We start from the raw sequence: 24,345 nt of genomic DNA on the forward strand, positions 1-24,345 counted from the left end.
CCTCATTGTTCCTTTATAAACGCGGTCCAGTGTGGGAGGGGGCTTGCCCCCGATAGCGGTCTAAGACCTTACGAATATCTCAAGGCATGGGCCGGCTCAATCTTCGCCGCCCGATACGCCGGGTAAATCGTCGCCAAAAAGCTCAACACAAACCCCGCCGAGCAAATCAGCAACACATCCCCACCTTGCAGCTCCGAAGGCAGGTTGCTGACAAAATACACATCCGAACTAAAGATATGCTGCCCGCTCACCCGCTCCAGCCAACCTACCAGTTCGCTCACGTTCAGCGCTGCAATTACCCCCAGCACGCCGCCGATCAAGGTGCCGACCACGCCGATCACCGTGCCCTGCACCATGAAGATCGCCATGATCTGCCGAGGCGTGGCGCCGATGGTGCGCAGGATCGCGATGTCCGCGCCCTTGTCGTTCACCACCATGATCAACGTGGCGATGATGTTGAACGCAGCGACTGCGACGATCATCAGCAACAACAGACCGATCATGGTCTTTTCCATCTTCATCGCGCTGAACAGGCTGCCCTGGGTGTGGGTCCAGTCATCCGGCTTGTAAGCCGCGCCGAGGCTGGCAGCGATATCCGCCGAGACTTTGGGCGCTGCGTACAGGTCCTTCACCGCCAGGCGCACGCTTTGCACCTGGTTGGGCTGCCAATGCTGGATTTCTGCCGCGTCGGCCATGTGGATCAGGGCCATGGAGCCATCCAGCTCGGCGCCGACCTTGAAGATACCCACCACATTCAACCGCTGCATACGCGGGGTGATGCCGCCCGGCGCGCTGCTCAGTTCCGGCACGATCAGGGTCAGCTTGTCGCCCACGTTCAGGCGAAAGCGCCGCGCGGTGATATCGCCGACCACCACGCCAAACTCGCCGGGTTTGAGGTCGTCCAGTTTGCCGCGCACGATGTGCTGGGTCACGATCGACACTTTGCCTTCCTGGGCCGGGTCGACGCCGCTGATCTCGATCGGCTGCATGGCGCCCTTGTAGGAGAACATGCCGTCCATCTGTGTGAACGGTACCGCAGCTGTAACTTGCGGATTCTTCATCGCCGCGGCCGCCACCGGTTGCCAGTCATCAATCGGCTTTACGCCAACAATTGTGGCGTGGGGCACCATGCCGAGGATGCGCGAACTCATTTCGCGCTGGAAGCCGTTCATCACAGACAGCACCACGATCATGGCCAATACGCCCAGGGCGAGGCCGATCATCGAGGTCATCGAGATAAACGAGACAAAACGGTTACGGCGCTTGGCGCGGGTATAGCGCGTGCCGATGAAAATGGATAACGGTCTGAACATTCGCGTACACCGCCTGAAAAAATGAAAAAGCCCGACGCCAGGCGCCAGGCTTGAAACAGGTCAGATGGCGACCAGGTGACCTTCCTGCAGGTGCAACACGCGGTCCATCTGCCGGGCCATGCTCATGTCATGGGTCACCACCAGGAACGCGGTGCGCATCTGGGTGCTCAGTTCCAGCATCAAGTCCTTGATGCCCTGGGCGGTGTGGGAGTCGAGGTTGCCGGTCGGCTCGTCGAGCATCACCAGGCCAGGGTTGTTCACCAGGGCGCGGGCAATCGCCACACGCTGGCGCTCACCGCCGGACAGTTCGGCCGGCTTGTGCTCCAGGCGATGGCCGAGGCCGACGCGTTCCAGCAAGGCGGTGGCACGTTGGCGCGCCTCCGGGATCGCGGTCTTGCCGATCAACAGCGGCATGCACACGTTTTCCAAGGCGGTGAATTCCGGCAACAGGTGGTGAAACTGGTACACAAAGCCCAGCGAGCGGTTACGCAGTTGGCCACGGGCCTTTTCATTCAACGCCGACAGTTCTTCGCCGGCCAGCCATACGCTGCCCTGGGACGGCGTATCGAGGCCGCCCAACAGGTTCAGCAAGGTGCTTTTGCCGGAGCCGGAACTGCCGACGATCGCCACGCGCTCGCCCGGATGCAGCTCCAGTTGCAGGTTCGACAGCACGACCACCGATTCCGGGCCTTCCTCGTAGGATTTGCCCAGGTTGCGGCAGCTCAGGATTGCTTTTTCACTCATGCCCGATTCACTCATAACGTAATGCCTGTGCTGGCTGGGTACGTGCCGCGCGCCAGGCTGGATACAGGGTGGCAAGGAAGCTCAGGACCAACGCGGCGCCGCCCACCATCAGCACGTCCTGGGTTTGCACCTGGGACGGCAAGTAGTCGATGAAGTAGACGTCAGCGTTGAGAAACTTGTGGCCGATCACTTTTTCAAGCAAGGCGATGGCGGCGCTGACGTTCAGCGCGGCCAGAATGCCCACCGCGGTACCGATCAGGGTGCCGACCACGCCAATCACGGTGCCCTGCACCATGAAGATCGCCATGATCTGCCCCGGCGTGGCGCCCAGGGTACGCAGGATGGCGATATCGCCCTTCTTGTCGTTCACTACCATCACCAGCGTGGAAATGATGTTGAACGCAGCCACGGCGACGATCAGCAGCAACAGCAGGCCGATCATGGCTTTCTCCATGCGGATGGCCTGGTAGAGGTTGCCGTGGGTACGGGTCCAGTCGCGGGCGTAATACTCGGATTCACCCAAGTGCTGGGCGATTTCCCAAGCGCCGCGCGGGGCGTCGAACAGGTCGTTGAACTTCAGCCGCAGGCCCTGCACCTGGTCCGGCTGCCAGCGATGCAGGCGGGCCAGGTCGGTAAGGTTGGTCAGGCCGATGTAACCGTCGATCTCGCCGGCGCCGACGTGGAAGGTGCCGACCACGGTAAAGCGCTTCATGCGCGGGAACATGCCCGCCGGGGTCACGGTGACTTCCGGAGCGACGAAGGTCAGCTTGTCGCCAACGCCCACACCGAGCTTGGCCGCGGCCTTGTCACCGATAACGATGCCGAAACTGCCAGGGGCCAGGTCGTCGAGCTTACCTTGCTGCATGAACTTGTCGATGATCGAGACGTTGCGTTCCTGGGCCGGGTCGATGGCATTGAGCAGGATCTTCTGCACCTTGCCGTCGTTGGTCAGCAACCCCTGCATCTGGGTAAACGGCGCGACCGCCACCACCTTGGGGTTCTGCTTGACCTTGGCGGCCAGGCTTTGCCAGTCGTTGATGGGCGCATCGCCCTCGATGGTCGCGTGGGGCACCATGCCCAGCACACGGGTACGCATCTCATGATCGAAGCCGTTCATCACCGACAGCACCACGATCATCACGACCACGCCCAGGGCGAGACCGATCATCGAGGTCAAGGAAATGAACGACACAAAATGATTGCGACGCTTTGCACGGGTATAACGCGTGCCGATAAATACGAAGAGAGGTCTGAACATGTCGGGGCTTGTTCGGAGGAAAAGAAGACGTCCCGGTGGCGGGGTCTGGTAAGCAGCTTTACACTCAGACCATTACCGTTACCTGGGGTTCGCCATGTCGACATTAGATGAAGAAGAGCGCCGCGAATACTACCGTATCGACGACATGATCGCACTTCAAATCAGCACATTGTCTGGTCCCGACGCGGAGAGCAAGGAAGTGTTGCTGGATGATTCGCCGCTGTTCAATCTGCTCAGCGAACTGCACCTGAGCGAATTCGAAGCCCAGCACCTGCTGCGTCAGATCAGCGAGAAAGATCGCAGCCTGGCGGCCTTCCTCAAGGTACAAAACAAGCGCTTGGATCTGCTCAGCCAAGTCATGGCCCGCGGCCTGCTGGCTGAAGTGGGCGCGCCGCAACCGGTGATTCTTTCCGAAGGCGGCATCGACTTCCGGCACCCTACCCCGCTGGCCCCCGATACCCATCTGGCAGTCAAGCTGGTGCTGATGCCCCAAGCGCTCGGCCTGTTACTGCGCGCACGGGTAACCCATTGCGATCCCCAGGGCGAGGGCTTTGATGTGGGCACGGAATTCGAATCCATGACCGACGCCCAACGCCAACTGCTGGCGCGCTACATCCTGCAAAAGCAGGCGCAGGAACGCCGTCTGGCGCGAGAGCAAAGCGACGACCTCTGAATACCTATTCATTCCGCCAGCGATCCTGGCGCAAAGGAGCAACTGTGACCCTGATCTACGGCCATCGCGGTGCCAAAGGCGAAGCACCGGAAAATACCCTGACCAGTTTTCAGGAATGCCTCAAGCACGGCGTACGTCGTTGCGAACTGGACCTGCACCTGTCCATGGACGGCGAGCTGATGGTCATCCATGACCCGACCCTCAAGCGCACCGCCGACCGGCGCGGCAAGGTCGTCGAGTACTCGGCGGCTGATCTGGTGAAGATGGACGCGCGCAAAGGCGGCCCGGGTTGGGTCAGCCCGTGCCCGATCCCACGCCTGGAGGAGCTGTTCGAAAAGTGCGACTTCGATCACTGGCAACTGGAAGTCAAAAGCGCTTCACGCACTCGCGCTGCGACCACCGTGCTGGCAATCCGTGAGATGGCCGTACGCTTTGGCCTGATGGACAAGGTCACCGTGACGTCAAGCTCACGGGAAGTGTTGAAAGCCGCAGTAGAACTCACCCCGGACCTGTCACGCGGGCTGGTGGCCGAGTACGCCTGGCTCGACCCTTTGAAGGTCGCGCAGAACTACGGCTGTGAGTACCTGGCATTGAACTGGACGTTATGCACCCCTGAGCGGCTGGAGAAAGCCCAGCGCCAGGGTTTGCATGTATCCGTGTGGACGGTCAACGAACCTGCGCTGATGCGCAGGCTCGCCGACTTCGGCGTAGATAGCCTGATTACAGACTTTCCCGGTTTGGCCACTGCCACTCTCGGGAATTACTGAAATCGGTCTCCCCGGCCGGCTCAGGCCACCGGCCGGAGCCGCTCAAAAAAGCCGGTTGAGGCCGTCGTAGGCAGCTACCCGATAGGCTTCGGCCATGGTCGGGTAGTTGAAGGTGGTGTTGACGAAATACTTGAGGGTATTTTGCTCACCCGGCTGGTTCATGATCGCCTGGCCAATGTGCACGATCTCCGACGCCTGGTAGCCAAAGCAATGCACGCCGAGTACTTCCAGGGTCTCGCGGTGGAACAGGATCTTCAGCATGCCTTGCGGCTCACCGGCGATCTGCGCACGTGCCATGCTCTTGAAGAACGCCTTGCCGACTTCGTAAGGCACCTTGGCCTTGGTCAGTTCGTGCTCGTTCTTGCCGATGGAGCTGATCTCGGGAATCGTGTAGATCCCGGTCGGCACATCATTCACGTAGCGCCAGCTGCCATTGTCGACGATGCTGCCGGCGGCCGAACGGCCCTGGTCATGGGCGGCACTGGCCAGGCTTGGCCAGCCGATCACGTCACCGGCACCGTAGATATTGGTTACGCAGGTGCGGTAGTTCTCGTCCACCTCGATCTGGCCACGGCTGTTGACCTTGACCCCAATATTTTCCATACCCAGCTTGTCGGTGTTGCCGGTACGGCCATTGCACCACAGCAAGGCGTCGGCCTTGATCTTCTTGCCGGACTTGAGGTGCAGGATCACACCGTTGTCCAGGCCTTCGACCCGCTCGTACTCTTCGTTGTGGCGCACGGTGATGTTGTTGTTGCTGAAGTGGTAGCTCAACGCCTGGGAAATTTCCGAGTCGAGGAAGCTCAGTAACTGGTCACGGTTGTCCACCAGCTCCACCAGTACACCCAGGCCGCTGAAGATCGAGGCGTATTCGCAGCCGATCACGCCGGCGCCATAGATGATCAGTTTGCGCGGGGTGTGGCCCAGGCTGAGGATGGTGTCGCTATCGTAGATACGCGGGTGGTGGAAATCGATGTCCGCCGGGCGATACGGGCGCGAACCGGTGGCGATGATGATGTGCTTGGCCACCAGCTTCTCGACCACGCCATTGGCGCAGACCACTTCGACGGTTTGCTCGTCGGCGAAGCTGCCGGTGCCGAAGAACAGGTCGACGCGGTTACGGGCGTAGTAGCCGGTACGCGAAGCGACTTGCTTGGAGATGACTTTTTCGGCGCTTTTCAACACGTCCGGGAACGAGAACCAGCGCGGCTCGCCAATGGCCCGGAACATCGGGTTGGTGTTGAACTGCATGATCTGGCGCACGGAGTGACGCAACGCCTTGGACGGGATGGTACCCAGGTGGGTGCAGTTACCGCCGACCTGACGACGGCTATCGACCATCGCCACCTTGCGCCCTGCTTTGGCAGCGTTCATCGCCGCACCTTCTCCAGCCGGGCCGGAACCCAGTACCACCACGTCGTAGTTGTAGACAGCCATGCGTACTCCTCAGAACAGGCCAGGCGTACGGTTGGACGCCGGGCTAAATCATGCCGCGGCCAGCGGTCATGAAGGACAATTTGGCTCAAGTGTGTGAACCGGGGCACAGTCTATAGAAGGCCGAGCGCCGCGAACATTAACCCTTGGTCGCGTCGTAGGCCAGTGTTGCCATACTACAGGACGCAAATCAGCGCCGAATTGAGGGTGAGCCTTATGCGACAACTATTTTTTTGTTTAATGCTGATAGTGTCGCTCACGACGCACGCCAACGATGCGAAGCGGCTCAAGCAGGCAAGCTTCCCCGCACAGGTCGAGGGGCTGGCCCTGAAAAACCAGGCGGTGTTCAACTATCTTTGGGCGGATGTGTATGCGGCGGCGCTGTATGCACCGGCTGACCTCGCTGCAAAGCAAGCCTGGGAGCAACAGAAGGCTGTGCGCCTGGCGTTGTATTACTTTCGCGACATTGACCGCGATGATGTAATCAAGGCGGCCGCGGTAACCCTGGAACGCCAGCAAGCCAATGCTCGATTAAAGCCGCAGTTGGATCAGTTGCACGCCAGCTTTCGCAACGTCCGCAGCGGTGATCGTTATGCCCTGGATTTTCGTCCGGGCCGTGGGTTGAAGCTGGAGATCAATGAGCAGGTGGTGTTCAGCAGTCGTGATGAGGAACTGGCGCGGGCCTACCTGGGCATCTGGCTGGCGCCCAAAGGGCTGTCTGATGAGTTGCGCGACAAGTTGCTGAATTGATGTGTCGGCTGTAGCACCGCCATCGGGGGCAAGCCCCCTCCCACAGTTGACCGAGGCCACCCTGAAGGAATACGACCCAATGTGGGAGGGGGCTTGCCCCCGATGAGGCCCTCCAGGCGACACAAAATCCACAGGCATAAAAAAGCCCCGAACCAGTCGGGGCTTTCTCATTCAGCCCAAAGGCTTAGCGCGGGAACGCAGGCGGGTTGACCCCAGCCATGTCTTCCATCACGCGAACCACCTGGCAGCTGTAGCCAAACTCGTTGTCGTACCACACGTACAGCACAACACGGTTGCCCTGAGTGATGGTCGCTTCCGCGTCCACCACACCCGCGTGGCGCGAGCCAACGAAGTCGGTGGAGACCACTTCCTGCGAGTTGACGAAGTCGATCTGCTTGTGCAGGTCGGAGTGCAGCGCCATGTAGCGCAGGTACTCGTTCATCTCTTCGCGGGTGGCGGCTTTCTCAAGGTTGAGGTTGAGAATGGCCATCGACACGTTCGGCGTCGGTACACGGATCGCGTTACCGGTCAGCTTGCCGGCCAGCTCAGGCAGGGCCTTGGCAGCAGCGGTGGCAGCACCGGTCTCGGTGATCACCATGTTCAACGCGGCGCTACGACCACGGCGATCGCCCTTGTGGAAGTTGTCGATCAGGTTCTGGTCGTTGGTGTACGAGTGAACGGTTTCAACGTGGCCGTTGACGATACCGAACTTGTCATTCACAGCTTTGAGCACCGGCACGATGGCGTTGGTGGTGCAGGAAGCGGCGGACACGATCTTGTCGTCAGCGGTGATTTCAGCGTGGTTGATGCCGTGCACGATGTTCTTGAGCTTGCCTTTGCCAGGCGCGGTCAACACGACACGGTCGATACCCGGGCAAGCCAGGTGCTGGCCCAGGCCCTCGGCATCACGCCATACGCCGGTGTTGTCCACCAGCAGGGCGTCCTGGATGCCGTACTGGGTGTAATCCACCTCGGTCGGGTTCTTCGCGTAGATCACCTGGATCAGGTTACCGTTGGCGGTAATGGTGTTGTTTTCTTCGTCAATGGTGATGGTGCCGTTGAACGAGCCGTGTACCGAATCGCGACGCAGCAGGCTGGCGCGCTTGGTCAGGTCGTTCTCGGCGCCTTTGCGCACCACGATGGCACGCAGGCGCAGGCCGTCGCCGCCACCGGTTTTCTCGATCAGGATGCGCGCCAGCAGGCGGCCGATACGGCCGAAGCCGTACAGCACCACGTCGGTGCCTTTGCGGGCGGCAGCGTTTTGCTGGCCAACCACATCGGCCATTTCTTCACGCACGAACTGCTCGGCACTGCGGCCGGCGCCTTCCTTGCGGAATTTGTAGGCCAACTTGCCCAGGTCTACCGAGGCCGCGCCGAGCTTGAGCTCGCTCATGGCTTTAAGCAGTGGGAATGTTTCGTGGACGGAGAGTTCGCTGTCGTCGGCGGAGCGATGGCGCGCAAAGCGGTGAGCTTTGAGAATCGCGATGACAGACTGGTTGATCAGGCTGCGGCCATAGATCGAGCTCACCACATTGTTATTGCGGTACAGCTGGCCGATAAGCGGAATCATCGCTTCTGCGAGTGCTTCACGGTCGATCCATTCACCAAGACACTGGTCGGGCTTCTGAGTCACGGGAACCTTCCACATGTAGGGGCAGAAAAAAGGGGCTACATTATGTCGCCCGACTGGCCGTTGAGCAATGCGCGAGGGGCAACAAAAAGCCCTTGCAAAAAAATACCTCCGCGCTACAGCCCAGTAAATACGCGGGTTCCAGAAGGCTACTAGTCCAGCGCCATCGCCGACTTGTCCGTAACCCTCCTAAACATTCGCGCATTTTGGCACTACATATTGAGTCAAAACCCGCCATTGTTTGTCTTAGCCACTACATTTCCTACAAACCGTAATAGGCACAGTCAGCAACTGACAGGCGGCACCTGGGGCCGTTACAATTACCGACTTTGTCGCAACGCTTGGAGCTCAACCTTCCGTGCCCGTTCTGCGTCTACCGCTACTCCCTGCCGCGGCAGGTAAACAGCACTGGGGCAACCTGCCCGGTGCCGCCCTGAGCCTGGCCATTGCCGAGGCTGCCAGCGCAGCCAAGCGCTTTACCCTGCTGCTCACCGCCGACAGCCAAAGTGCTGAACGGTTGGAGCAGGAGCTGAGCTTCTTCGCCCCGGATTTGCCGGTACTGCATTTTCCCGACTGGGAAACCCTGCCCTACGACCTGTTCTCGCCGCACCAGGACATCATCTCCCAGCGCATCGCCAGCCTGTACCGCTTGCCGGAACTGGCCCACGGCGTGCTGGTGGTGCCGATCACCACCGCCCTGCACCGCCTGGCACCGACCAAGTTCCTGCTCGGCAGCAGCCTGGTGCTGGACGTGGGCCAGAAGCTCGACGTCGAGCAGATGCGCACGCGCCTGGAAGCCAGCGGCTACCGCTGCGTCGACACGGTGTACGAGCACGGTGAGTTCGCGGTGCGCGGCGCCTTGATCGACCTGTTCCCGATGGGCAGCAAGTTGCCGTATCGCATCGACCTGTTCGATGACGAAATCGAGACCTTGCGCACCTTTGATCCGGAAAACCAGCGCTCCATCGACAAGGTCGACTCGATCAAGCTGCTGCCGGCGCGGGAGTTCCCGCTGCAAAAAGACGCGGTCACCCGCTTCAAGGCGCGCTTTCGTGAGCGCTTTGACGTGGATTTCCGTCGCTGCCCAATCTTCCAGGACTTAAGCAGCGGGATTACCCCAGCGGGTATCGAGTACTACCTGCCATTGTTCTTCGACGAAACCTCCACCCTCTTCGACTACCTGCCCCAGGACACCCAGGTGTTCTCGCTGCCAGGCATCGAGCAGGCGGCGGAAAACTTCTGGAACGACGTGCGCAACCGCTATGAAGAGCGCCGCGTCGATCCGTCCCGGCCTTTATTGCCGCCCGCCGAATTGTTCCTTCCCGTAGAAGACTGCTTCGCCCGCTTGAAAAACTGGCCGCGCGTGGTCGCCAGCCAACAAGATGTAGACGCCGGCAGTGGTCGGGAACGCTTCCCCGCGGGAACCCTGCCCGACCTGGCGATCCAGGCCAAAGCCGCGCAACCGTTGGAAGCGCTGTCCAACTTCCTCGGTGACTTCCCTGGCCGCGTGCTGTTTACCGCCGAGTCCGCCGGGCGCCGCGAAGTGCTGCTGGAGCTGTTGGAACGCTTGAAACTGCGGCCCAAGACCGTCGACAGCTGGCCGGATTTTGTCAATAGCAAAGAGCGCCTGGCGATCACCATCGCCCCCTTGGACGAAGGCTTGTTGCTGGACGACCCGGCCCTCGCCCTGATCGCCGAGAGCCCGCTGTTCGGCCAGCGCGTGATGCAGCGCCGTCGCCGGGAAAAACGCGCAGACGCCAACAATGATGCAGTGATCAAGAACCTCACCGAACTGCGCGAAGGCGCCCCGGTGGTGCACATCGACCACGGTGTCGGCCGCTACCTGGGCTTGCAGACCCTAGAGATCGACAACCAGGCCGCCGAATTCCTCACCATGGAATACGCCGAGGGCGCCAAGCTCTACGTGCCGGTGGCCAGCCTGCACCTGATCGCCCGTTACACCGGTAGCGACGACGCTTTGGCACCGTTGCATCGCCTGGGCTCCGAGACCTGGCAGAAAGCCAAGCGCAAGGCCGCCGAACAGGTTCGCGACGTGGCCGCAGAATTGCTCGACATCTATGCCCGCCGTGCCGCCCGCGAAGGTTACGCGTTCGCTGACCCGAAAGCCGACTACGCCACCTTCAGTGCCGGCTTCGCCTTCGAAGAAACTCCGGACCAGCAAACCACCATCGAGGCGGTGCGCGCCGACATGCTCGCGCCCAAGCCGATGGACCGCCTGGTGTGTGGCGACGTGGGCTTCGGCAAAACCGAAGTGGCCATGCGCGCTGCCTTTATTGCAGTGCACGGCGGTCGCCAGGTGGCGATCCTGGTGCCGACTACCCTGCTCGCCCAGCAGCACTACAACAGCTTCCGCGACCGCTTTGCCGACTGGCCAGTGACCGTGGAGGTGATGAGCCGCTTCAAGTCCGCCAAGGAAGTGAATGCCGCCGTTGCCGACCTGGCCGAGGGCAAGATCGATATCGTCATCGGCACCCACAAGTTGCTGTCGGACGATGTGAAGATCAAGAACCTGGGCCTGGTGATCATCGACGAAGAGCACCGCTTTGGCGTGCGCCAGAAAGAACAGCTCAAGACCCTGCGCAGCGAAGTCGACATCCTTACCCTCACCGCTACGCCGATTCCGCGCACGCTGAACATGGCCGTATCGGGTATGCGCGACCTGTCGATCATCGCTACGCCACCGGCGCGCCGCCTGTCGGTGCGCACTTTCGTGATGGAGCAGAACAAGAGCACGGTCAAGGAAGCCCTGCTGCGTGAACTGCTGCGCGGCGGCCAGGTGTATTACCTGCATAACGATGTGAAGACCATCGAGAAATGCGCCGCCGACCTCGCCGAACTGGTGCCGGAAGCCCGTATCGCCATTGGCCACGGGCAGATGCGCGAGCGCGAACTCGAACAGGTAATGAGCGACTTCTACCACAAGCGCTTCAACGTGCTGATCGCCTCGACCATCATCGAGACCGGCATCGACGTGCCCAGCGCCAACACCATCATCATCGAGCGCGCCGACAAGTTCGGCCTGGCGCAGCTGCACCAACTGCGCGGCCGCGTCGGGCGCAGTCACCACCAGGCCTACGCCTATCTGCTCACGCCGCCACGCCAACAGATCACTTCCGATGCGGAAAAACGCCTGGAAGCGATCGCCAACACCCAGGACCTCGGCGCCGGCTTTGTGCTGGCCACCAACGACCTGGAAATCCGTGGCGCCGGCGAACTGCTGGGCGATGGCCAGAGCGGGCAGATCCAGGCGGTCGGCTTCACCCTGTATATGGAGATGCTCGAACGCGCAGTGAAAGCCATCCGCAAGGGCGAGCAACCGAATCTCGATCAACCCCTGGGCGGCGGCCCGGAGATCAACCTGCGCTTGCCGGCATTGATTCCCGAAGACTACCTGCCGGATGTGCATGCGCGGCTGATCCTCTACAAGCGCATCGCCTCGGCCACCGACGAAGAGGGCCTCAAGGACCTGCAAGTAGAGATGATCGACCGCTTCGGCCTGCTGCCCGAACCGACCAAGAACCTGGTGCGCCTGACCCTGCTCAAGTTGCAGGCCGAGCAGTTGGGGATCAAGAAGGTCGACGCCGGGCCGCAAGGTGGGCGTATCGAATTCGAAGCGCAGACGCCGGTCGACCCGTTGGTGCTGATCAAGCTGATCCAGGGCCAGCCCAACCGCTACAAGTTCGAAGGGGCTACGCTGTTCAAGTTCATGGTGCCGATGGAACGTGCCGAAGAACGCTTCAATACCCTGGAGGCGCTGTTTGAGCGCCTCATCCCGAAATCCGCTTGAAGGACGCCGCCATGCGCTTGTTCCGCATTCTGAGCCTGTTGTTGGTGGTACTCGCGCCTTCGGCATTTGCCGACAGCCCGTACCAGGTGGAAATGATCCTGGTGCGCCAGAATGCCGAGCCGGTGATCAACAGCCGCGCCGCCCCGGAGAACTGGGACGGCGGCGCCCAGCGCCTGGGCGAGCGGCTGAGCCCGCCGCGCCTGGGCAACATCGTGGAAAAATTGCGCGCCGATTCCAACTACACCGTGCTCGCGCACAAGGCCTGGGAACAGAACCTGGGCGAGCAGCCGGTGAGGATCGCGATCACCGACGGCCAGGAGCAATTCGGCCAGTTCCCTATCGAAGGCGTGCTGAGCCTGCAACTGGGTCGTTTCACCGACATCGATGCCGACTTCTGGATCAACCAGTTCGACGGCAACGGCAGCGTGATCGCCAGTGAACACCTGGCGCAGAAAGACGTACGCACCAAGAACAACCAGCTTAATTACCTGGACGGCGGCCACCTGGCGTTGCTGATCAAGATCACCTCGCTGACCGCCAAGCCGCCCAGCGCACCGCCGCCCGACATGCAGGACTGATCCAGCGCCATGCCCCTCACTTCGCCTCTGACCAAACCCCTGGCCCCTTCGTGGGCCAATCGCTTCAAAGAGCAGAGCCTGGAGCGCGGGCGGCGTTACGCACTGGAAAATCGCGTGCGTATCGTCGAGTGCGGTGACAGCACCATTACCGCCAGTTGCGAAGGCTCCGGCGGTAACGTCTATCGGCAAACCATCTCGTTGCGTGAGTCGGCCAAGGGCCTGCTGATCCTGGTGGATAGCCGCTGTACCTGCCCGGTGCACACCAACTGCAAACACATCGCGGCGGTGCTGCTCAAGGTCCAGGAAACCCTGGCCTATCCGGCGGCGACCCAGGATGCGCAACTGCTGGAAAAACTCCAGGCCGTGCTGGATAACCGCGTGGTCCTGCCGCAGGTGGTCATGGAGGATGTGCAGCCCGTGCCACGCCTGTGGCTGGCGAGCGTCGAGTTCAGCGCGTTCGAACCGCGCAACGGCAAGATGCAGCGCTATATCCAGCACCGTGCGGCACTGTCGTTCAACTACCTGGGCAATTACGTCAGTGGGCAAAAGAACGCCGATATTATCGTGCGCCAGGACACCCAGAGCCTGCGAATCAAGCGCCACCCCGAGCTGGAACAAGCCTGTCGCGAACAGCTGCGTCTGCTGGGTTTCAAGATCGCTACGCGCCAAAGCAAGGCCTTGCCTGAAAGCGCCGGCGAGCTGTTCGAGATGGTCAATGACAGCGCCTGGCTGAACTTCACGCTCAACTCATCGCCCACGCTGCGGGCCGAGGGCTGGGAGCTGCAAATCGATGAAGACTTCGGTTTCGACCTGAGCCCGGTGGACGACTGGTACGCCAGCGTCGATGAAGCGCCCGAGCGTGACTGGTTCGACCTGGAGTTGGGCATCATCGTCAATGGCGAACGGTTGAGCCTGCTGCCGATCCTGTTGAACCTGATGCGCTCCCACACCGAGATCCTCAACCCGGAAAAACTCGCAAGGCGCCGCGATGATGAACTGATCCTGGTGAATATCCCCGGGCTGCCCAACGGCCACGGCCCGCTGCAAGTGGCGCTGCCCTACGGGCGCTTGAAGCCGGTGCTGGCGACTCTCGGCGAGTTCTACCTGCAAGAAACCGGCACCACGACGTTGCGCCTGGCCAAGGCCGACGCGATCAGGCTCAACCCGCTGGAAGACCTGCCGTTGCAATGGGAGGGTGGCGAGAAGATCCGCAACTTCGCCCAACGCCTGCGGGACATCAAGGACTTCACCTGCGTGGCGCCCGAGGGCCTGAACGCAACCTTGCGCCCCTATCAACTGGAAGGCTTGAGCTGGATGCAGTCACTGCGCCGGTTGGAAGTGGGCGGGATTCTCGCGGACGACATGGGCCTGGGCAAAACCCTGCAAACCCTGGCGCATATTCTCACCGAGAAAATCGCCGGGCGCCTTGATCGGCCCTGCATGGTCGTGATGCCCACCAGCCTGATTCCGAACTGGCTCGACGAAGCAGCGCACTTCACCCCGCAACTGCGGGTGCAGGCGCTGTACGGCGCAGGGCGCAAGAAACACTTCGCCAACCTGCACGACTACGACCTGCTGCTGACCACCTATGCCCTGCTGCCCAAGGACATCGACACGCTCGCCGCCCTGCCCTTGCATGTATTGATCCTGGATGAAGCGCAGTACATCAAGAACCCGTCCAGCAAGGCCGCCCAGGCCGCACGCGAGCTGAATGCCCGCCAGCGCCTGTGCCTGAGCGGCACGCCATTGGAAAACCACTTGGGTGAACTGTGGTCGCTGTTCCACTTCCTGTTGCCGGGTTGGCTGGGCGACGTGAAGAGCTTCAACCGTGATTACCGCGTGCCGATTGAAAAGCGTGCCAGCGAGGTGCGATTGCAGCACCTCAACGGTCGGATCAAACCCTTCCTGCTACGCCGCACCAAGGAACAAGTGGCAACCGAACTGCCACCCAAGACCGAAATTATCCACTGGGTCGACCTCAACGAGGCCCAGCGCGATGTGTACGAAACCATGCGCCTGGCCATGGATAAAAAGGTGCGCGACGAAATCACCCGCAAGGGCGTGGCACGCAGCCAGATCATCATCCTTGAAGCGCTGCTCAAACTGCGACAAGTGTGCTGCGACCTGCGCCTGGTCAACGACGCTACTCTGCCGGCGCGTGGCAGCAGCTCGGGCAAGCTCGACAGCCTGATGGACATGCTTGACGAGCTGTTTGCCGAAGGCCGCAGGATTCTGCTGTTCTCGCAGTTCACTTCGATGCTGAGCCTGATCGAAATCGAACTGAAAAAACGCGGGATTGCCTACGCATTGCTGACCGGCCAGACCCGTGACCGACGTACACCGGTGAAGGATTTCCAGAGCGGCAAGTTGCAGATCTTTTTGATCAGCTTGAAGGCCGGTGGCGTGGGTTTGAACCTGACCGAAGCCGACACGGTGATTCACTACGACCCGTGGTGGAACCCGGCCACGGAAAACCAGGCCACCGACCGTGCGTATCGCATCGGGCAGGAAAAGCCAGTGTTTGTGTACAAGATGATTGCGCGGGGCACGGTGGAGGAGAAAATTCAGCACTTGCAGAAGGAGAAGTCCGACCTTGCGGCGGGTGTTCTGGATGGCCGGACCACTGGCGATTGGCAGTTGGGTAATGAGGATATCGAGGCGCTCTTCACACCACTGCCTAATAAGCAAGAGAAGCGCTGACTGTTAGATCGCTATCGCAGGCAAGCCAGCTCCCACACTTGAATGTATTCACACATCAAAATGTGGGAGCTGGCTTGCCTGCGATGGCCGCGCTTCGGTTTTCAGCCGATCAACTGCGCATCGCGCAACGCAGTAAGCGCTGTCAGCCAACGCGGGTCCTGCTTATAGTCCGTTGAGGCAACCGCCTGCCCACGCATACGCGCTATCCGCGCCGATGGCGTGACCTTCATCCGCTGTGCCGCACTCAGCGCCAACTCGGCCGCCGCACGGTCATTGCACACCAAGCCCATGTCACAACCAGCGGTCAACGCCGCTTCGATACGGCTGGCCGCATCGCCGACCACATGGGCGCCCGCCATGGACAGGTCATCACTGAAGATCACCCCGTCGAACTGCAACTCACCGCGCAGGATGTCCTGCAACCAGCGACGCGAAAAACCAGCAGGCTGGGCATCAACCTGCGGGTAAATGACGTGCGCCGGCATCACGGCGGCCAATTGCTTACTCAGACGTGCGAAAGGCACCAGGTCGTTGGCGCGAATCTGTTCCAGGCTGCGCTCGTCATTGGGAATGGCGACATGGGAATCGGCCTCGGCCCAACCGTGGCCAGGGAAGTGCTTGCCGGTGGCAGCCATACCGGCGCTGTTCATGCCGCGAATAAAGGCACCGGCCAGTACGGCGGCGCGCTCGGGGTCGCCTTCGAAGGAGCGAGTGCCGACCACGGCGCTGCGTTGGTAATCCAGGTCCAGCACTGGGGCGAAACTCAGGTCGAGACCCACGGCCAGTACTTCGGTGGCCATGATCCAGCCGCACTGTTCTGCCAGGTATTCAGCGTTGGGGTTATCGGCCAGCGCGCGCATGGCTGGCAGGCGCACAAAGCCCTGGCGCAGGCGCTGTACGCGCCCGCCTTCCTGGTCGACCGCCAGCAGCAGGTCCGGGCGCACCGCACGGATCGCCGCACTCAGCTCGCGAACCTGGCGTGGATGCTCGATATTGCGCGCAAAAATAATCAGACCGCCCACTTCCGGTTGGCGCAACAGGTGACGATCCTCGGCCGTCAGCCAGGTACCGGCAACGTCGACCATCAAAGAACCTTGCAGGGCAGCAGTCATAAACCTTCCTTAAATAACGCACACAACCCGTCGGGCTGACCAGGCACGGTCAGCACGACGGGTTGCGGATAAATAGCTGAAATCGGCATGGCGGCTAGCTTAGCGGATGCTAGCGGCCACGCACACCCAGGGGCGATCAAACCTTGGCAGCGACCGGTGCAGTTTTGCTGCGTGGGCGCAATTGGGCGGCAGCCATGGTCGAGTCGGTGACGCCGGTCTCGGCGCGCATACCCGCAGCGAGGAACGGCACCATCAGGCGCATCACCTGTTCGATCGAGGTGTTCACGCCGAAATCGGTCTCGGCTATCGCTCGCAACGCCTTGATCCCGGACATGCTGAACGCCGCAGCGCCGAGCATGAAATGCACGCGCCAGAACAGTTCGATAGGCGGAATACGTGGGGCCGCCTCGTTGACCAGCAACATATAGCGGCGGAATACTTTGCCGTACATGTCTTCCAGGTAACGACGCAGGTGGCCTTGGCTCTGGCTGAACGCCAGGCCCAGCAGGCGCATGAAGATCGACAGGTCATTACCACTGCGAGGTTGCACGACCAACGCCTGCTCTACAAGAATTTCCAGCAGCTCTTCCAGGCTTGGCTTGTGATCAGCCTTGGCCTGGCGGCGCTCCAACTCACGGTCGAGGCTGGCACAGAATGGCCCCAGGAAGCGGGAAAACACCGCTTGGATCAGGGCTTTTTTCGAGCCGAAATGATAGTTCACGGCAGCGAGGTTGACCCCAGCCTTGCTGGTGATCAGCCGCAATGAGGTTTCAGCAAATCCTTTTTCCGCGAACAATTGCTCGGCAGCATCGAGAATGCGTTCAACGGTTTCCGACTGGGCCATGGCTACTCCGCCTGACAAACACTTGTTTGAAACATACGTTTCAGAGTGTGTCTTGTCAAGCCTGCGGGTTCGCTTTCCGGCCGGGCAGTCACCCCTTTCATCGCTATTTAATCACATCCCTTTCGCCGTGTAGGCAACACCCTATCTACGTTGTAGGAAGGGTGACGCATGACCGTCCAGCGGAGTCGCGCAAAAGGATGATTGCCAAGCGCAGTTCACTGTATATAATCCCAGTCACTGTATAAAAAGACAGAGCGATCAACATGCTAAAACTGACGCCACGCCAAGCCGAGATTCTGGCCTTCATCAAGCGCTGCCTCGATGACAACGGTTACCCGCCTACCCGTGCGGAGATTGCCCTGGAACTGGGGTTCAAGTCCCCGAATGCCGCGGAAGAACACCTCAAGGCGCTCGCTCGCAAAGGCGCGATCGAAATGACTCCAGGGGCTTCACGCGGTATCCGCATCCCTGGCTTTGAAGCCAAGGCCGACGAATCGACACTACCGATCATCGGCCGCGTCGCTGCCGGTGCGCCGATCCTGGCGCAGCAGCACGTCGAGGAATCCTGCAACATCAACCCGACCTTCTTCCATCCTCGCGCCGACTATCTGTTGCGTGTGCACGGCATGAGCATGAAAGACGTAGGCATCTTCGATGGCGACCTGCTCGCAGTGCATACCACCCGTGAAGCCCGCAATGGCCAGATCGTCGTCGCCCGTATCGGTGATGAGGTCACGGTCAAACGCTTCAAGCGTGAAGGCAGCAAGGTCTGGCTACTGGCCGAGAACCCTGAGTTCGCCCCGATTGAAGTCAACCTGAAAGATCAGGACCTGGTGATCGAAGGCTTGAGTGTCGGCGTCATTCGCCGCTAAAGGAGGCATCATGCAGCTCGTGCACACCCCACAACACACACAACTGTCGCTGTTCGAGGCCTTTATGGCCCAACCCCTTGCGCCCATCCTCAAGGAAACGGTCGAAGCCCCCTGGGGCGGTGAACCTGAGGCGTTCAGTGAATTGTCGTTGCGCGGTGCGGCCGAAAGCTGCCTGAACCTGCTGGCGCCAATTCTGCGCGAATTGAGCGAAGACCAGGACGCACGCTGGCTGACACTGATCGCCCCGCCCGCCAGCCTGACCCAGGCCTGGCTGCGGGACGCCGGCCTCAACCGCGAGCGCATCCTGCTGTTGCAGCCACGGGGAGCGCAGAGCGCCCAGCAGTTGACCTGTGAGGCCTTGCGTCTAGGCCGCAGTCATACGGTGGTGAGCTGGTTGAATCCGTTGAATGCGAGCGCCAAGCAGCAACTCATCAGTGCCGCACGTACGGGCGACGCTCAGAGTTTGAATATTCGTTTGGGATAAAACTACAGCTTGGCTTGCAGTGATCGGGCTTGGAAGCCCCCTCACCACAAGACTCAGTGAAGTACGCGCGGGCCGTCGTCCTTCTCCGGTTCGCCTTCAGCCAGGCGACCTGCCATCTGCACGCCCACGCTCAACATGGCTTTAGCCACTTCCACGTGCTGGCCCTGCAGGAACACTTTGGCATCTTCGGAAAAATCCAGAATAACCAGAGAACCTTCGTCCTCAGCCCGGCGCAGTTCGATTCGGCCATCAGGCAGTTCAACAATTTCCAGAAAGGACGTTGGCATAAAAGTCTGTTCTCCACGAAAGGCCGAGATTATATCAGTCATCCACCCAGCCTCGCAGAGGAACCGGGCAGGTTTCTTTACGGCTTGATGAATGGTGCCCGGCGAGCGCCGACCTTCAGCACTCGTTCAACCCCTCACGAAAACGCAGCGCCATCTTTTTCAGCTCCTGGCGCCAGCCTTCCAACTCTTCGCGCCCCAAGGGCTTGGGCTCATCCTGTTCCAGCGCCACGGCAACGATCAGCGGCTGGGTGACATCGCCCTTGGGCACATGGGGAATACGTGGTGGATGGAACATATCGGCATGGGCCTTGAGCAGCCGTGCCACCCAACTGTCAGGGCTCTGGGCCATTTCCACCAGCTCGGCCAACTCAGGGATCGCCATCGAATCGAGCACTTCACGATTCATGATCATTTCTGCACGGGGGGCACCCGCCTGGGGCAAGCGGTAGAACCCTGCAATTTCATGACACAGCCCCAGCAACGCGCCATAGAGATGGAACAAGGCCGCTTCGCGTCCCGCCTGCACCAGCGCGATGGCATTCATCTCCTTCCCTTCCTCTGCACGGCCAAGGGCGTCCAGGGATAAACCCGCGAAGTAAATTTTCTGATTGGTACGGGTATAGAGTTCGTTGGCCATGACGGCAATCTCCACAACGAATAGGCGTGATGCTGGCTGAACAGTGTCACGGATCAGCCGAACGTACTGCAAGTGCAAATGTGGGAGGGGGCTTGCTCCCGATGGCGGTGGGTCAGTTACAGATGTATCAACTGACACTCCCTCATCGGGGGCAAGCCCCCTCCCACATTTGGATCTTCAGCGCATCCGACGGATCAAGCGCCCTGGCGCTTGTCCTCGACCTTCCACTTGCCGCCGTCGTAGAACGCTTTCCAGCCGGTAGGCTTGCCGTCCACTTCGGTCTGCACGTACTGCTCCTTGGTCTTGCGGCTGTAGCGGATTACGGCTGGGCGACCATCCGGGTCCTTCTTCGGCGCTTCACACAGGAAGTGGTACTTCGGATCGATCTCGTCCTTGTGCGGCACGATCTCCAGCACCAGCGGCGCACGGGTCTCGCGGTTTTTCGGGAACTGGCTGGCAGCCAGGAACAGCCCCGAAGCACCGTCACGCAGGATGTAGGTGTCGTTGACCTTTTCGCACTTGAGCTCCGGCATCTTCACCGGATCCATCTTCGGCGGCGCCGCATCACCGCTTTTGAGCAGTTTGCGCGTGTTCTTGCAGGTAGGATTGGTGCAGCCGAAGAACTTGCCGAAACGGCCGGTCTTGAGCTGCATCTCGCTGCCGCACTTATCGCATTCCAGGCTCGGACCTTCATAGCCTTTGATGCGGTAGGTGCCCTCTTCGATCTCGTAGCCATTGCAATCGGGGTTGTTACCGCAGATGTGCAACTTGTGCTTCTCGTCCAGAAGGTAGGCGTCCATCGCCGTGCTGCAGATCGGGCAGCGGTGCTTGCCACGCAGCACCAGCGACTCGGATTCACCCTCGTCATCAGCCGCGATTTCATCGCCCGGCACCAGGTTGACGGTCGCCTTGCAGCGCTCTTTGGGCGGCAGGCTGTAGCCTGAGCAACCGAGGAACACGCCCGTGGAGGCGGTACGAATCTGCATTGGTCGACCGCAGGTGGTGCACGGAATATCCGTCATCACCGGCTGGTTGGCGCGCATACCGCTCTCAGGGTTCTCGGCTACTTCGAGTTTTTTCTTGAAGTCGCCGTAGAACTCATCCAGCACGTTTTTCCAGTCGCGTTCGCCCTGGGCCACGTCATCGAGATTCTCTTCCATGCCGGCGGTGAAGCCGTAGTCCATCAGGTTGGAGAAGCTCTCGGACAGGCGCTCGGTAACGATATCGCCCATCTTTTCCGAATAGAAACGACGGTTGTGCAGCGCGACGTAGCCACGGTCCTGGATGGTAGAAATGATCGCTGCATAGGTCGACGGGCGACCGATACCGCGCTTTTCCATCTCTTTCACCAGGCTGGCTTCGGAATAACGCGCCGGTGGCTTGGTGAAGTGCTGGGATGGGTCGAGCTTGATCAGCTTCAACGTATCGCCCTGGGCCATGTCCGGCAGCACGTCGTCATCGCCAGGCTTGGCGATTTGCGGCATGACACGGGTGTAGCCGTCGAACTTGAGGATACGGCCCTTGGCGCGCAGCTCGAAGTCGCCAGCGCCCACACTGACAGTGGTAGACAGGTATTGCGCCGGCAGCATCTGGCAGGCCAGGAACTGGCGCCAGATCAGCTCGTAGAGGCGCTCAGCGTCACGCTCCATGCCGCTCAGCTTGGCGGGCGTGGTGTTGGCGTCGGAAGGACGAATCGCTTCGTGAGCCTCTTGTGCGCCTTCCTTGCTGCTGTAGACGTTCGGCTTCTCCGGCAGATAGGTCTTGCCGAACTCGCTTTCAATATACGTGCGCGCCATCGCCACCGCGTCTTGCGACAGGTTGGTGGAGTCGGTACGCATGTAGGTGATGTAACCGGCTTCATACAGACGCTGGGCCATCATCATGGTCTTCTTCACCCCGAAGCCCAAGCGGTTGCTCGCGGCCTGTTGCAGGGTAGAAGTGATAAACGGCGCCGACGGCTTGCTGCTGGTCGGTTTGTCTTCGCGCTTGACGATGCTGTAGCTGGAGGCCTTGAGCTTCTCCAGCGCGGCCATGGCCTGGGCTTCGTTCAGCGGCTTGAAGGCCTCGCCTTTCTCGCGGGCCACTTCAAAGCGCACGTTGGCGCCCTTGGCGGTGCCGAGATCGGCGTGCACTTCCCAATATTCTTCGGGGTTGAACGCACGAATCTCACGCTCACGCTCCACCACCAGCTTCACCGCAACCGATTGCACACGGCCGGCGGACAAACCACGGGCAATTTTCGCCCACAGCAGTGGCGAGACCATGTAGCCCACGACGCGGTCGAGGAAGCGACGGGCCTGCTGGGCGTTGACGCGGTCAATATCCAGCTCGCCCGGCTTGGAGAAGGCTTCCTGGATGGCTTTCTTGGTGATTTCGTTGAACACCACACGCTTGTAGCGGCTGTCATCACCGCCGATGGCTTCGCGCAGGTGCCAGGCAATGGCTTCCCCTTCGCGGTCCAAGTCCGTCGCGAGATAGATGGTGTCAGCATCCTTGGCGAGCCGGCGCAGCTCTTCGATGACCTTTTCCTTGCCCGGAAGGATTTCGTACTTGGCCTTCCAGCCATGGTCCGGGTCCACACCCATGCGCGAGACCAGCTGCTTGCGCGCTTTCTCTTTAGGGCTGAGCACCGGACCTTCGCCCGCAGCCGCCTTGCCGCGCTTGGCGGCAGGCTCCTTGCTGGCGCTAGCCGAACCGCTGGTGGGCAGGTCTCGGATATGGCCGATACTCGACTTCACCACGTACTCGTTGCCCAAGTACTTGTTGATGGTCTTGGCCTTAGCCGGGGATTCCACAATGACCAGCGATTTGCCCATGGATCGGAAAATTCCTGAATTCGAGAAGTGAAAGGCAGTTGGCGCCTGTCGCGGCAACGCTATATATAGTGGCAACAAGGTGAGGTCAAGCGCAGCATTCTGCGCGACCTGCCGTTATTGCCCTTTAAAAAGACTGGGTTCGGCCTGGACCAAAGCAAAGCGCGGGACCTGCTCGCCGTCAACTTCAACGGTCTCCAGGAACATGCTCAAGGGACGCACCCAAAAGCCGTATTCGCCATACAGTGCTTGGTAAAACACCACTTCTTCTTCGGTTTCGGAGTGCCGTGCCACGCTGAAAACGCGGTACTGCGGCCCCTTATAATGTTGGTAGAGCCCTGGTTCAACTTTCATGCTCTGGCCCTCGTACAAAATTTGTTGAAAAAAAATATTAAAAAGTTCCAAAAAACAAAAACCGGGGCACTGGGCCCCGGCTTCCGTCAACCGAACGTTTAGACGCGTTCGAAGACGGTGGAGATGCCTTGGCCGAGACCAATGCACATGGTTGCAACCCCAAGGTTGCCGCCATTTTGCTTCATCACGTTAAGCAAAGTGCCGGAGATACGTGCACCGGAGCAACCGAATGGGTGGCCCAGGGCAATCGCACCGCCGTGCAGGTTAACCTTCTCGTTCATCTTGTCGAGTACTTTCAAATCTTTCAGCACTGGCAGGGCCTGTGCGGCGAAAGCTTCGTTGAGCTCGAAGAAGTCGATATCGGAGATGGAAAGACCTGCGCGCTTCAAGGCTTTTTGTGTGGCCGGTACTGGACCATAGCCCATGATCGCCGGGTCCACACCTGCTACCGCCATCGAACGGATCACGGCCAGCGGCTGGATACCCAGGTCCTGGGCACGCTGCGCCGACATCACGATCATGCACGAAGCACCGTCGGTGATCTGCGACGACGTACCGGCTGTCACGGTGCCGCCCTTTGGATTGAACGCAGGCTTCAACGCCGCGAGGCTTTCCAGGGTGGTGTCCGGACGAATGGTTTCGTCGTAGTCGAACAGTTTCAGGAAACCGTTCTCGTCGTAGCCGTTCATCGGGATGATCTCATCCTTGAACTTGCCTTCCACGGTCGCCTTGTGGGCGAGCTGGTGGGAACGCAGGCCGAACGCGTCCTGGGCTTCGCGAGTGATGCCGTGCATCTTGCCGAGCATTTCTGCGGTCAGACCCATCATGCCCGAGGCTTTTGCCGCGTACAGCGACATGTGCGGGTTGGGATCGACGCCGTGCATCATGCTGACGTGGCCCATGTGCTCCACGCCGCCGACCACGAATACATCACCGTTGCCGGTCATGATCGCTTGCGCAGCGGTGTGTAGCGCGCTCATCGACGAGCCACACAGGCGGCTGACGGTCTGGCCCGCTGCGGTGTGCGGGATCTGAGTCATCAACGACGCCATGCGCGCGATGTTCCAGCCCTGCTCCAGAGTCTGGTTAACGCAGCCCCAGATCACGTCTTCGACTTCGTTCGGGTCAACCTTGACGTTACGTTCCAGCAGCTTGCTGATCAGGTGCGCCGACATGTCTTCAGCGCGGGTGTTGCGGTGCATGCCGCCCTTGGAGCGGCCCATCGGAGTACGACCGAAGTCGACAATCACGACGTCTCTTGGATTCAAGCTCATAAATATTCTCGCT

The 24,345-nt window shown here is 60.5% G+C and carries 20 protein-coding genes; 8 read left to right on the forward strand and 12 right to left on the reverse strand.

Annotation, left to right across the window (positions count from 1 at the left end):
* Window positions 1-68: 68 nt before the first annotated feature.
* The 3 genes from JH25_RS20875 to JH25_RS20865 are packed head-to-tail and all read right to left on the reverse strand — an operon-like array spanning window position 69 to window position 3,315.
* Window positions 69-1,313 carry a lipoprotein-releasing ABC transporter permease subunit gene (locus JH25_RS20875; protein ID WP_005786190.1) on the reverse strand — a complete coding sequence of 415 codons (1,245 nt, stop codon included), beginning with the start codon at window positions 1,311-1,313 and terminating at the stop codon, window positions 69-71.
* A 60-nt stretch (window positions 1,314-1,373) separates the two neighbouring features.
* Window positions 1,374-2,057, reverse strand: a complete 684-nt coding sequence (gene lolD / locus JH25_RS20870; protein ID WP_019818240.1) for a lipoprotein-releasing ABC transporter ATP-binding protein LolD — start codon at window positions 2,055-2,057, stop codon at window positions 1,374-1,376.
* Between the two features lie 7 nt (window positions 2,058-2,064).
* The gene (locus JH25_RS20865; protein WP_032877209.1) at window positions 2,065-3,315 is read right to left on the reverse strand and encodes a lipoprotein-releasing ABC transporter permease subunit; all 1,251 of its coding nucleotides are present in this window, start codon (window positions 3,313-3,315) and stop codon (window positions 2,065-2,067) included.
* Window positions 3,316-3,409: 94 nt separating this feature from the next.
* On the opposite strand from JH25_RS20865, the gene JH25_RS20860 reads away from it, so the two are divergent.
* Together JH25_RS20860 and JH25_RS20855 are read left to right on the forward strand one after the other, a co-directional pair.
* Window positions 3,410-3,988 carry a PilZ domain-containing protein gene (locus JH25_RS20860; protein WP_032877210.1) on the forward strand — a complete coding sequence of 193 codons (579 nt, stop codon included), beginning with the start codon at window positions 3,410-3,412 and terminating at the stop codon, window positions 3,986-3,988.
* A 44-nt stretch (window positions 3,989-4,032) separates the two neighbouring features.
* Window positions 4,033-4,755, forward strand: a complete 723-nt coding sequence (locus JH25_RS20855; protein WP_003172585.1) for a glycerophosphodiester phosphodiesterase — start codon at window positions 4,033-4,035, stop codon at window positions 4,753-4,755.
* A 42-nt stretch (window positions 4,756-4,797) separates the two neighbouring features.
* On the opposite strand, the gene sthA is transcribed toward JH25_RS20855, so the two are convergent.
* On the reverse strand, window positions 4,798-6,192 hold the full coding sequence (sthA, locus tag JH25_RS20850) for a Si-specific NAD(P)(+) transhydrogenase (protein ID WP_005786183.1): 1,395 nt from the start codon (window positions 6,190-6,192) through the stop codon (window positions 4,798-4,800).
* Between the two features lie 213 nt (window positions 6,193-6,405).
* Here sthA and JH25_RS20845 point away from each other — a divergent pair, with 213 nt between their 5' ends.
* Complete coding sequence (locus JH25_RS20845) at window positions 6,406-6,939, forward strand: chalcone isomerase family protein (protein WP_032877211.1); 534 nt, start codon at window positions 6,406-6,408, stop codon at window positions 6,937-6,939.
* A gap of 184 nt (window positions 6,940-7,123) precedes the next feature.
* Here JH25_RS20845 and JH25_RS20840 read toward each other — a convergent pair whose 3' ends face one another.
* Window positions 7,124-8,587, reverse strand: a complete 1,464-nt coding sequence (locus JH25_RS20840; protein ID WP_032877212.1) for a glyceraldehyde-3-phosphate dehydrogenase — start codon at window positions 8,585-8,587, stop codon at window positions 7,124-7,126.
* A 340-nt stretch (window positions 8,588-8,927) separates the two neighbouring features.
* Here JH25_RS20840 and mfd point away from each other — a divergent pair, with 340 nt between their 5' ends.
* Genes mfd through JH25_RS20825 form a run of 3 tightly spaced genes read left to right on the forward strand, consistent with a single transcriptional unit; the run spans window position 8,928 to window position 15,655 of the window.
* A complete protein-coding gene (gene mfd / locus JH25_RS20835; protein ID WP_032877213.1) occupies window positions 8,928-12,377 on the forward strand; it encodes a transcription-repair coupling factor in 3,450 nt (1,149 codons plus the stop codon).
* Between the two features lie 11 nt (window positions 12,378-12,388).
* Window positions 12,389-12,955, forward strand: coding sequence for a CsiV family protein (locus tag JH25_RS20830; RefSeq protein WP_032877214.1), 567 nt, complete (start codon window positions 12,389-12,391; stop codon window positions 12,953-12,955).
* 9 nt (window positions 12,956-12,964) lie between these two features.
* Window positions 12,965-15,655, forward strand: a complete 2,691-nt coding sequence (locus JH25_RS20825; RefSeq protein ID WP_032877215.1) for a DEAD/DEAH box helicase — start codon at window positions 12,965-12,967, stop codon at window positions 15,653-15,655.
* 101 nt (window positions 15,656-15,756) lie between these two features.
* On the opposite strand, the gene nagZ is transcribed toward JH25_RS20825, so the two are convergent.
* Together nagZ and JH25_RS20815 are read right to left on the reverse strand one after the other, a co-directional pair.
* A complete protein-coding gene (nagZ, locus tag JH25_RS20820; protein ID WP_032877216.1) occupies window positions 15,757-16,767 on the reverse strand; it encodes a beta-N-acetylhexosaminidase in 1,011 nt (336 codons plus the stop codon).
* A gap of 136 nt (window positions 16,768-16,903) precedes the next feature.
* Window positions 16,904-17,611 (reverse strand): TetR/AcrR family transcriptional regulator, encoded by a 708-nt coding sequence (locus tag JH25_RS20815; protein ID WP_005786171.1) that lies wholly within the window; start codon window positions 17,609-17,611, stop codon window positions 16,904-16,906.
* A gap of 263 nt (window positions 17,612-17,874) precedes the next feature.
* Here JH25_RS20815 and lexA point away from each other — a divergent pair, with 263 nt between their 5' ends.
* A complete protein-coding gene (gene lexA / locus JH25_RS20810; RefSeq protein WP_003172575.1) occupies window positions 17,875-18,483 on the forward strand; it encodes a transcriptional repressor LexA in 609 nt (202 codons plus the stop codon).
* Window positions 18,484-18,493: 10 nt separating this feature from the next.
* Window positions 18,494-18,967 (forward strand): SOS-induced cell division inhibitor SulA, encoded by a 474-nt coding sequence (gene sulA, locus JH25_RS20805; RefSeq protein WP_005786162.1) that lies wholly within the window; start codon window positions 18,494-18,496, stop codon window positions 18,965-18,967.
* 53 nt (window positions 18,968-19,020) lie between these two features.
* Here the strand turns inward: sulA and JH25_RS20800 are convergent, their stop codons facing one another.
* The 5 genes from JH25_RS20800 to fadA all read right to left on the reverse strand — a co-directional run bounded on the left by JH25_RS20800 (window position 19,021) and on the right by fadA (window position 24,332).
* Window positions 19,021-19,254, reverse strand: a complete 234-nt coding sequence (locus JH25_RS20800) for a hypothetical protein (RefSeq protein WP_005786160.1) — start codon at window positions 19,252-19,254, stop codon at window positions 19,021-19,023.
* Window positions 19,255-19,369: 115 nt separating this feature from the next.
* Complete coding sequence (locus JH25_RS20795; RefSeq protein WP_032877217.1) at window positions 19,370-19,891, reverse strand: DUF6586 family protein; 522 nt, start codon at window positions 19,889-19,891, stop codon at window positions 19,370-19,372.
* Between the two features lie 194 nt (window positions 19,892-20,085).
* Window positions 20,086-22,707, reverse strand: a complete 2,622-nt coding sequence (gene topA, locus JH25_RS20790; protein WP_032877218.1) for a type I DNA topoisomerase — start codon at window positions 22,705-22,707, stop codon at window positions 20,086-20,088.
* 114 nt (window positions 22,708-22,821) lie between these two features.
* Window positions 22,822-23,058, reverse strand: coding sequence for a DUF1653 domain-containing protein (locus tag JH25_RS20785; RefSeq protein WP_032803813.1), 237 nt, complete (start codon window positions 23,056-23,058; stop codon window positions 22,822-22,824).
* 98 nt (window positions 23,059-23,156) lie between these two features.
* The gene (fadA, locus tag JH25_RS20780; RefSeq protein WP_005786153.1) at window positions 23,157-24,332 is read right to left on the reverse strand and encodes an acetyl-CoA C-acyltransferase FadA; all 1,176 of its coding nucleotides are present in this window, start codon (window positions 24,330-24,332) and stop codon (window positions 23,157-23,159) included.
* Between the last annotated feature and the right edge of the window lie 13 nt (window positions 24,333-24,345).

The organism is Pseudomonas sp. BRG-100, from assembly GCF_000737955.1.
GTDB classification, from domain to species: Bacteria; Pseudomonadota; Gammaproteobacteria; order Pseudomonadales; family Pseudomonadaceae; genus Aquipseudomonas; species Aquipseudomonas synxantha_A.

Excerpts from the sequence above, each read along its gene's own strand:
- JH25_RS20875 (WP_005786190.1), bottom strand. The coding sequence starts at position 1,313 with ATGTTCAGACCGTTATCCATTTTCATCGGCACGCGCTATACCCGCGCC.
- lolD (WP_019818240.1), bottom strand. The coding sequence starts at position 2,057 with ATGAGTGAAAAAGCAATCCTGAGCTGCCGCAACCTGGGCAAATCCTAC.
- JH25_RS20865 (WP_032877209.1), bottom strand. The coding sequence starts at position 3,315 with ATGTTCAGACCTCTCTTCGTATTTATCGGCACGCGTTATACCCGTGCA.
- JH25_RS20860 (WP_032877210.1), top strand. The coding sequence starts at position 3,410 with ATGTCGACATTAGATGAAGAAGAGCGCCGCGAATACTACCGTATCGAC.
- sthA (WP_005786183.1), bottom strand. The coding sequence starts at position 6,192 with ATGGCTGTCTACAACTACGACGTGGTGGTACTGGGTTCCGGCCCGGCT.
- JH25_RS20845 (WP_032877211.1), top strand. The coding sequence starts at position 6,406 with ATGCGACAACTATTTTTTTGTTTAATGCTGATAGTGTCGCTCACGACG.
- JH25_RS20840 (WP_032877212.1), bottom strand. The coding sequence starts at position 8,587 with ATGTGGAAGGTTCCCGTGACTCAGAAGCCCGACCAGTGTCTTGGTGAA.
- JH25_RS20830 (WP_032877214.1), top strand. The coding sequence starts at position 12,389 with ATGCGCTTGTTCCGCATTCTGAGCCTGTTGTTGGTGGTACTCGCGCCT.
- JH25_RS20825 (WP_032877215.1), top strand. The coding sequence starts at position 12,965 with ATGCCCCTCACTTCGCCTCTGACCAAACCCCTGGCCCCTTCGTGGGCC.
- nagZ (WP_032877216.1), bottom strand. The coding sequence starts at position 16,767 with ATGACTGCTGCCCTGCAAGGTTCTTTGATGGTCGACGTTGCCGGTACC.
- JH25_RS20815 (WP_005786171.1), bottom strand. The coding sequence starts at position 17,611 with ATGGCCCAGTCGGAAACCGTTGAACGCATTCTCGATGCTGCCGAGCAA.
- lexA (WP_003172575.1), top strand. The coding sequence starts at position 17,875 with ATGCTAAAACTGACGCCACGCCAAGCCGAGATTCTGGCCTTCATCAAG.
- sulA (WP_005786162.1), top strand. The coding sequence starts at position 18,494 with ATGCAGCTCGTGCACACCCCACAACACACACAACTGTCGCTGTTCGAG.
- JH25_RS20800 (WP_005786160.1), bottom strand. The coding sequence starts at position 19,254 with ATGCCAACGTCCTTTCTGGAAATTGTTGAACTGCCTGATGGCCGAATC.
- JH25_RS20795 (WP_032877217.1), bottom strand. The coding sequence starts at position 19,891 with ATGGCCAACGAACTCTATACCCGTACCAATCAGAAAATTTACTTCGCG.
- topA (WP_032877218.1), bottom strand. The coding sequence starts at position 22,707 with ATGGGCAAATCGCTGGTCATTGTGGAATCCCCGGCTAAGGCCAAGACC.
- JH25_RS20785 (WP_032803813.1), bottom strand. The coding sequence starts at position 23,058 with ATGAAAGTTGAACCAGGGCTCTACCAACATTATAAGGGGCCGCAGTAC.
- fadA (WP_005786153.1), bottom strand. The coding sequence starts at position 24,332 with ATGAGCTTGAATCCAAGAGACGTCGTGATTGTCGACTTCGGTCGTACT.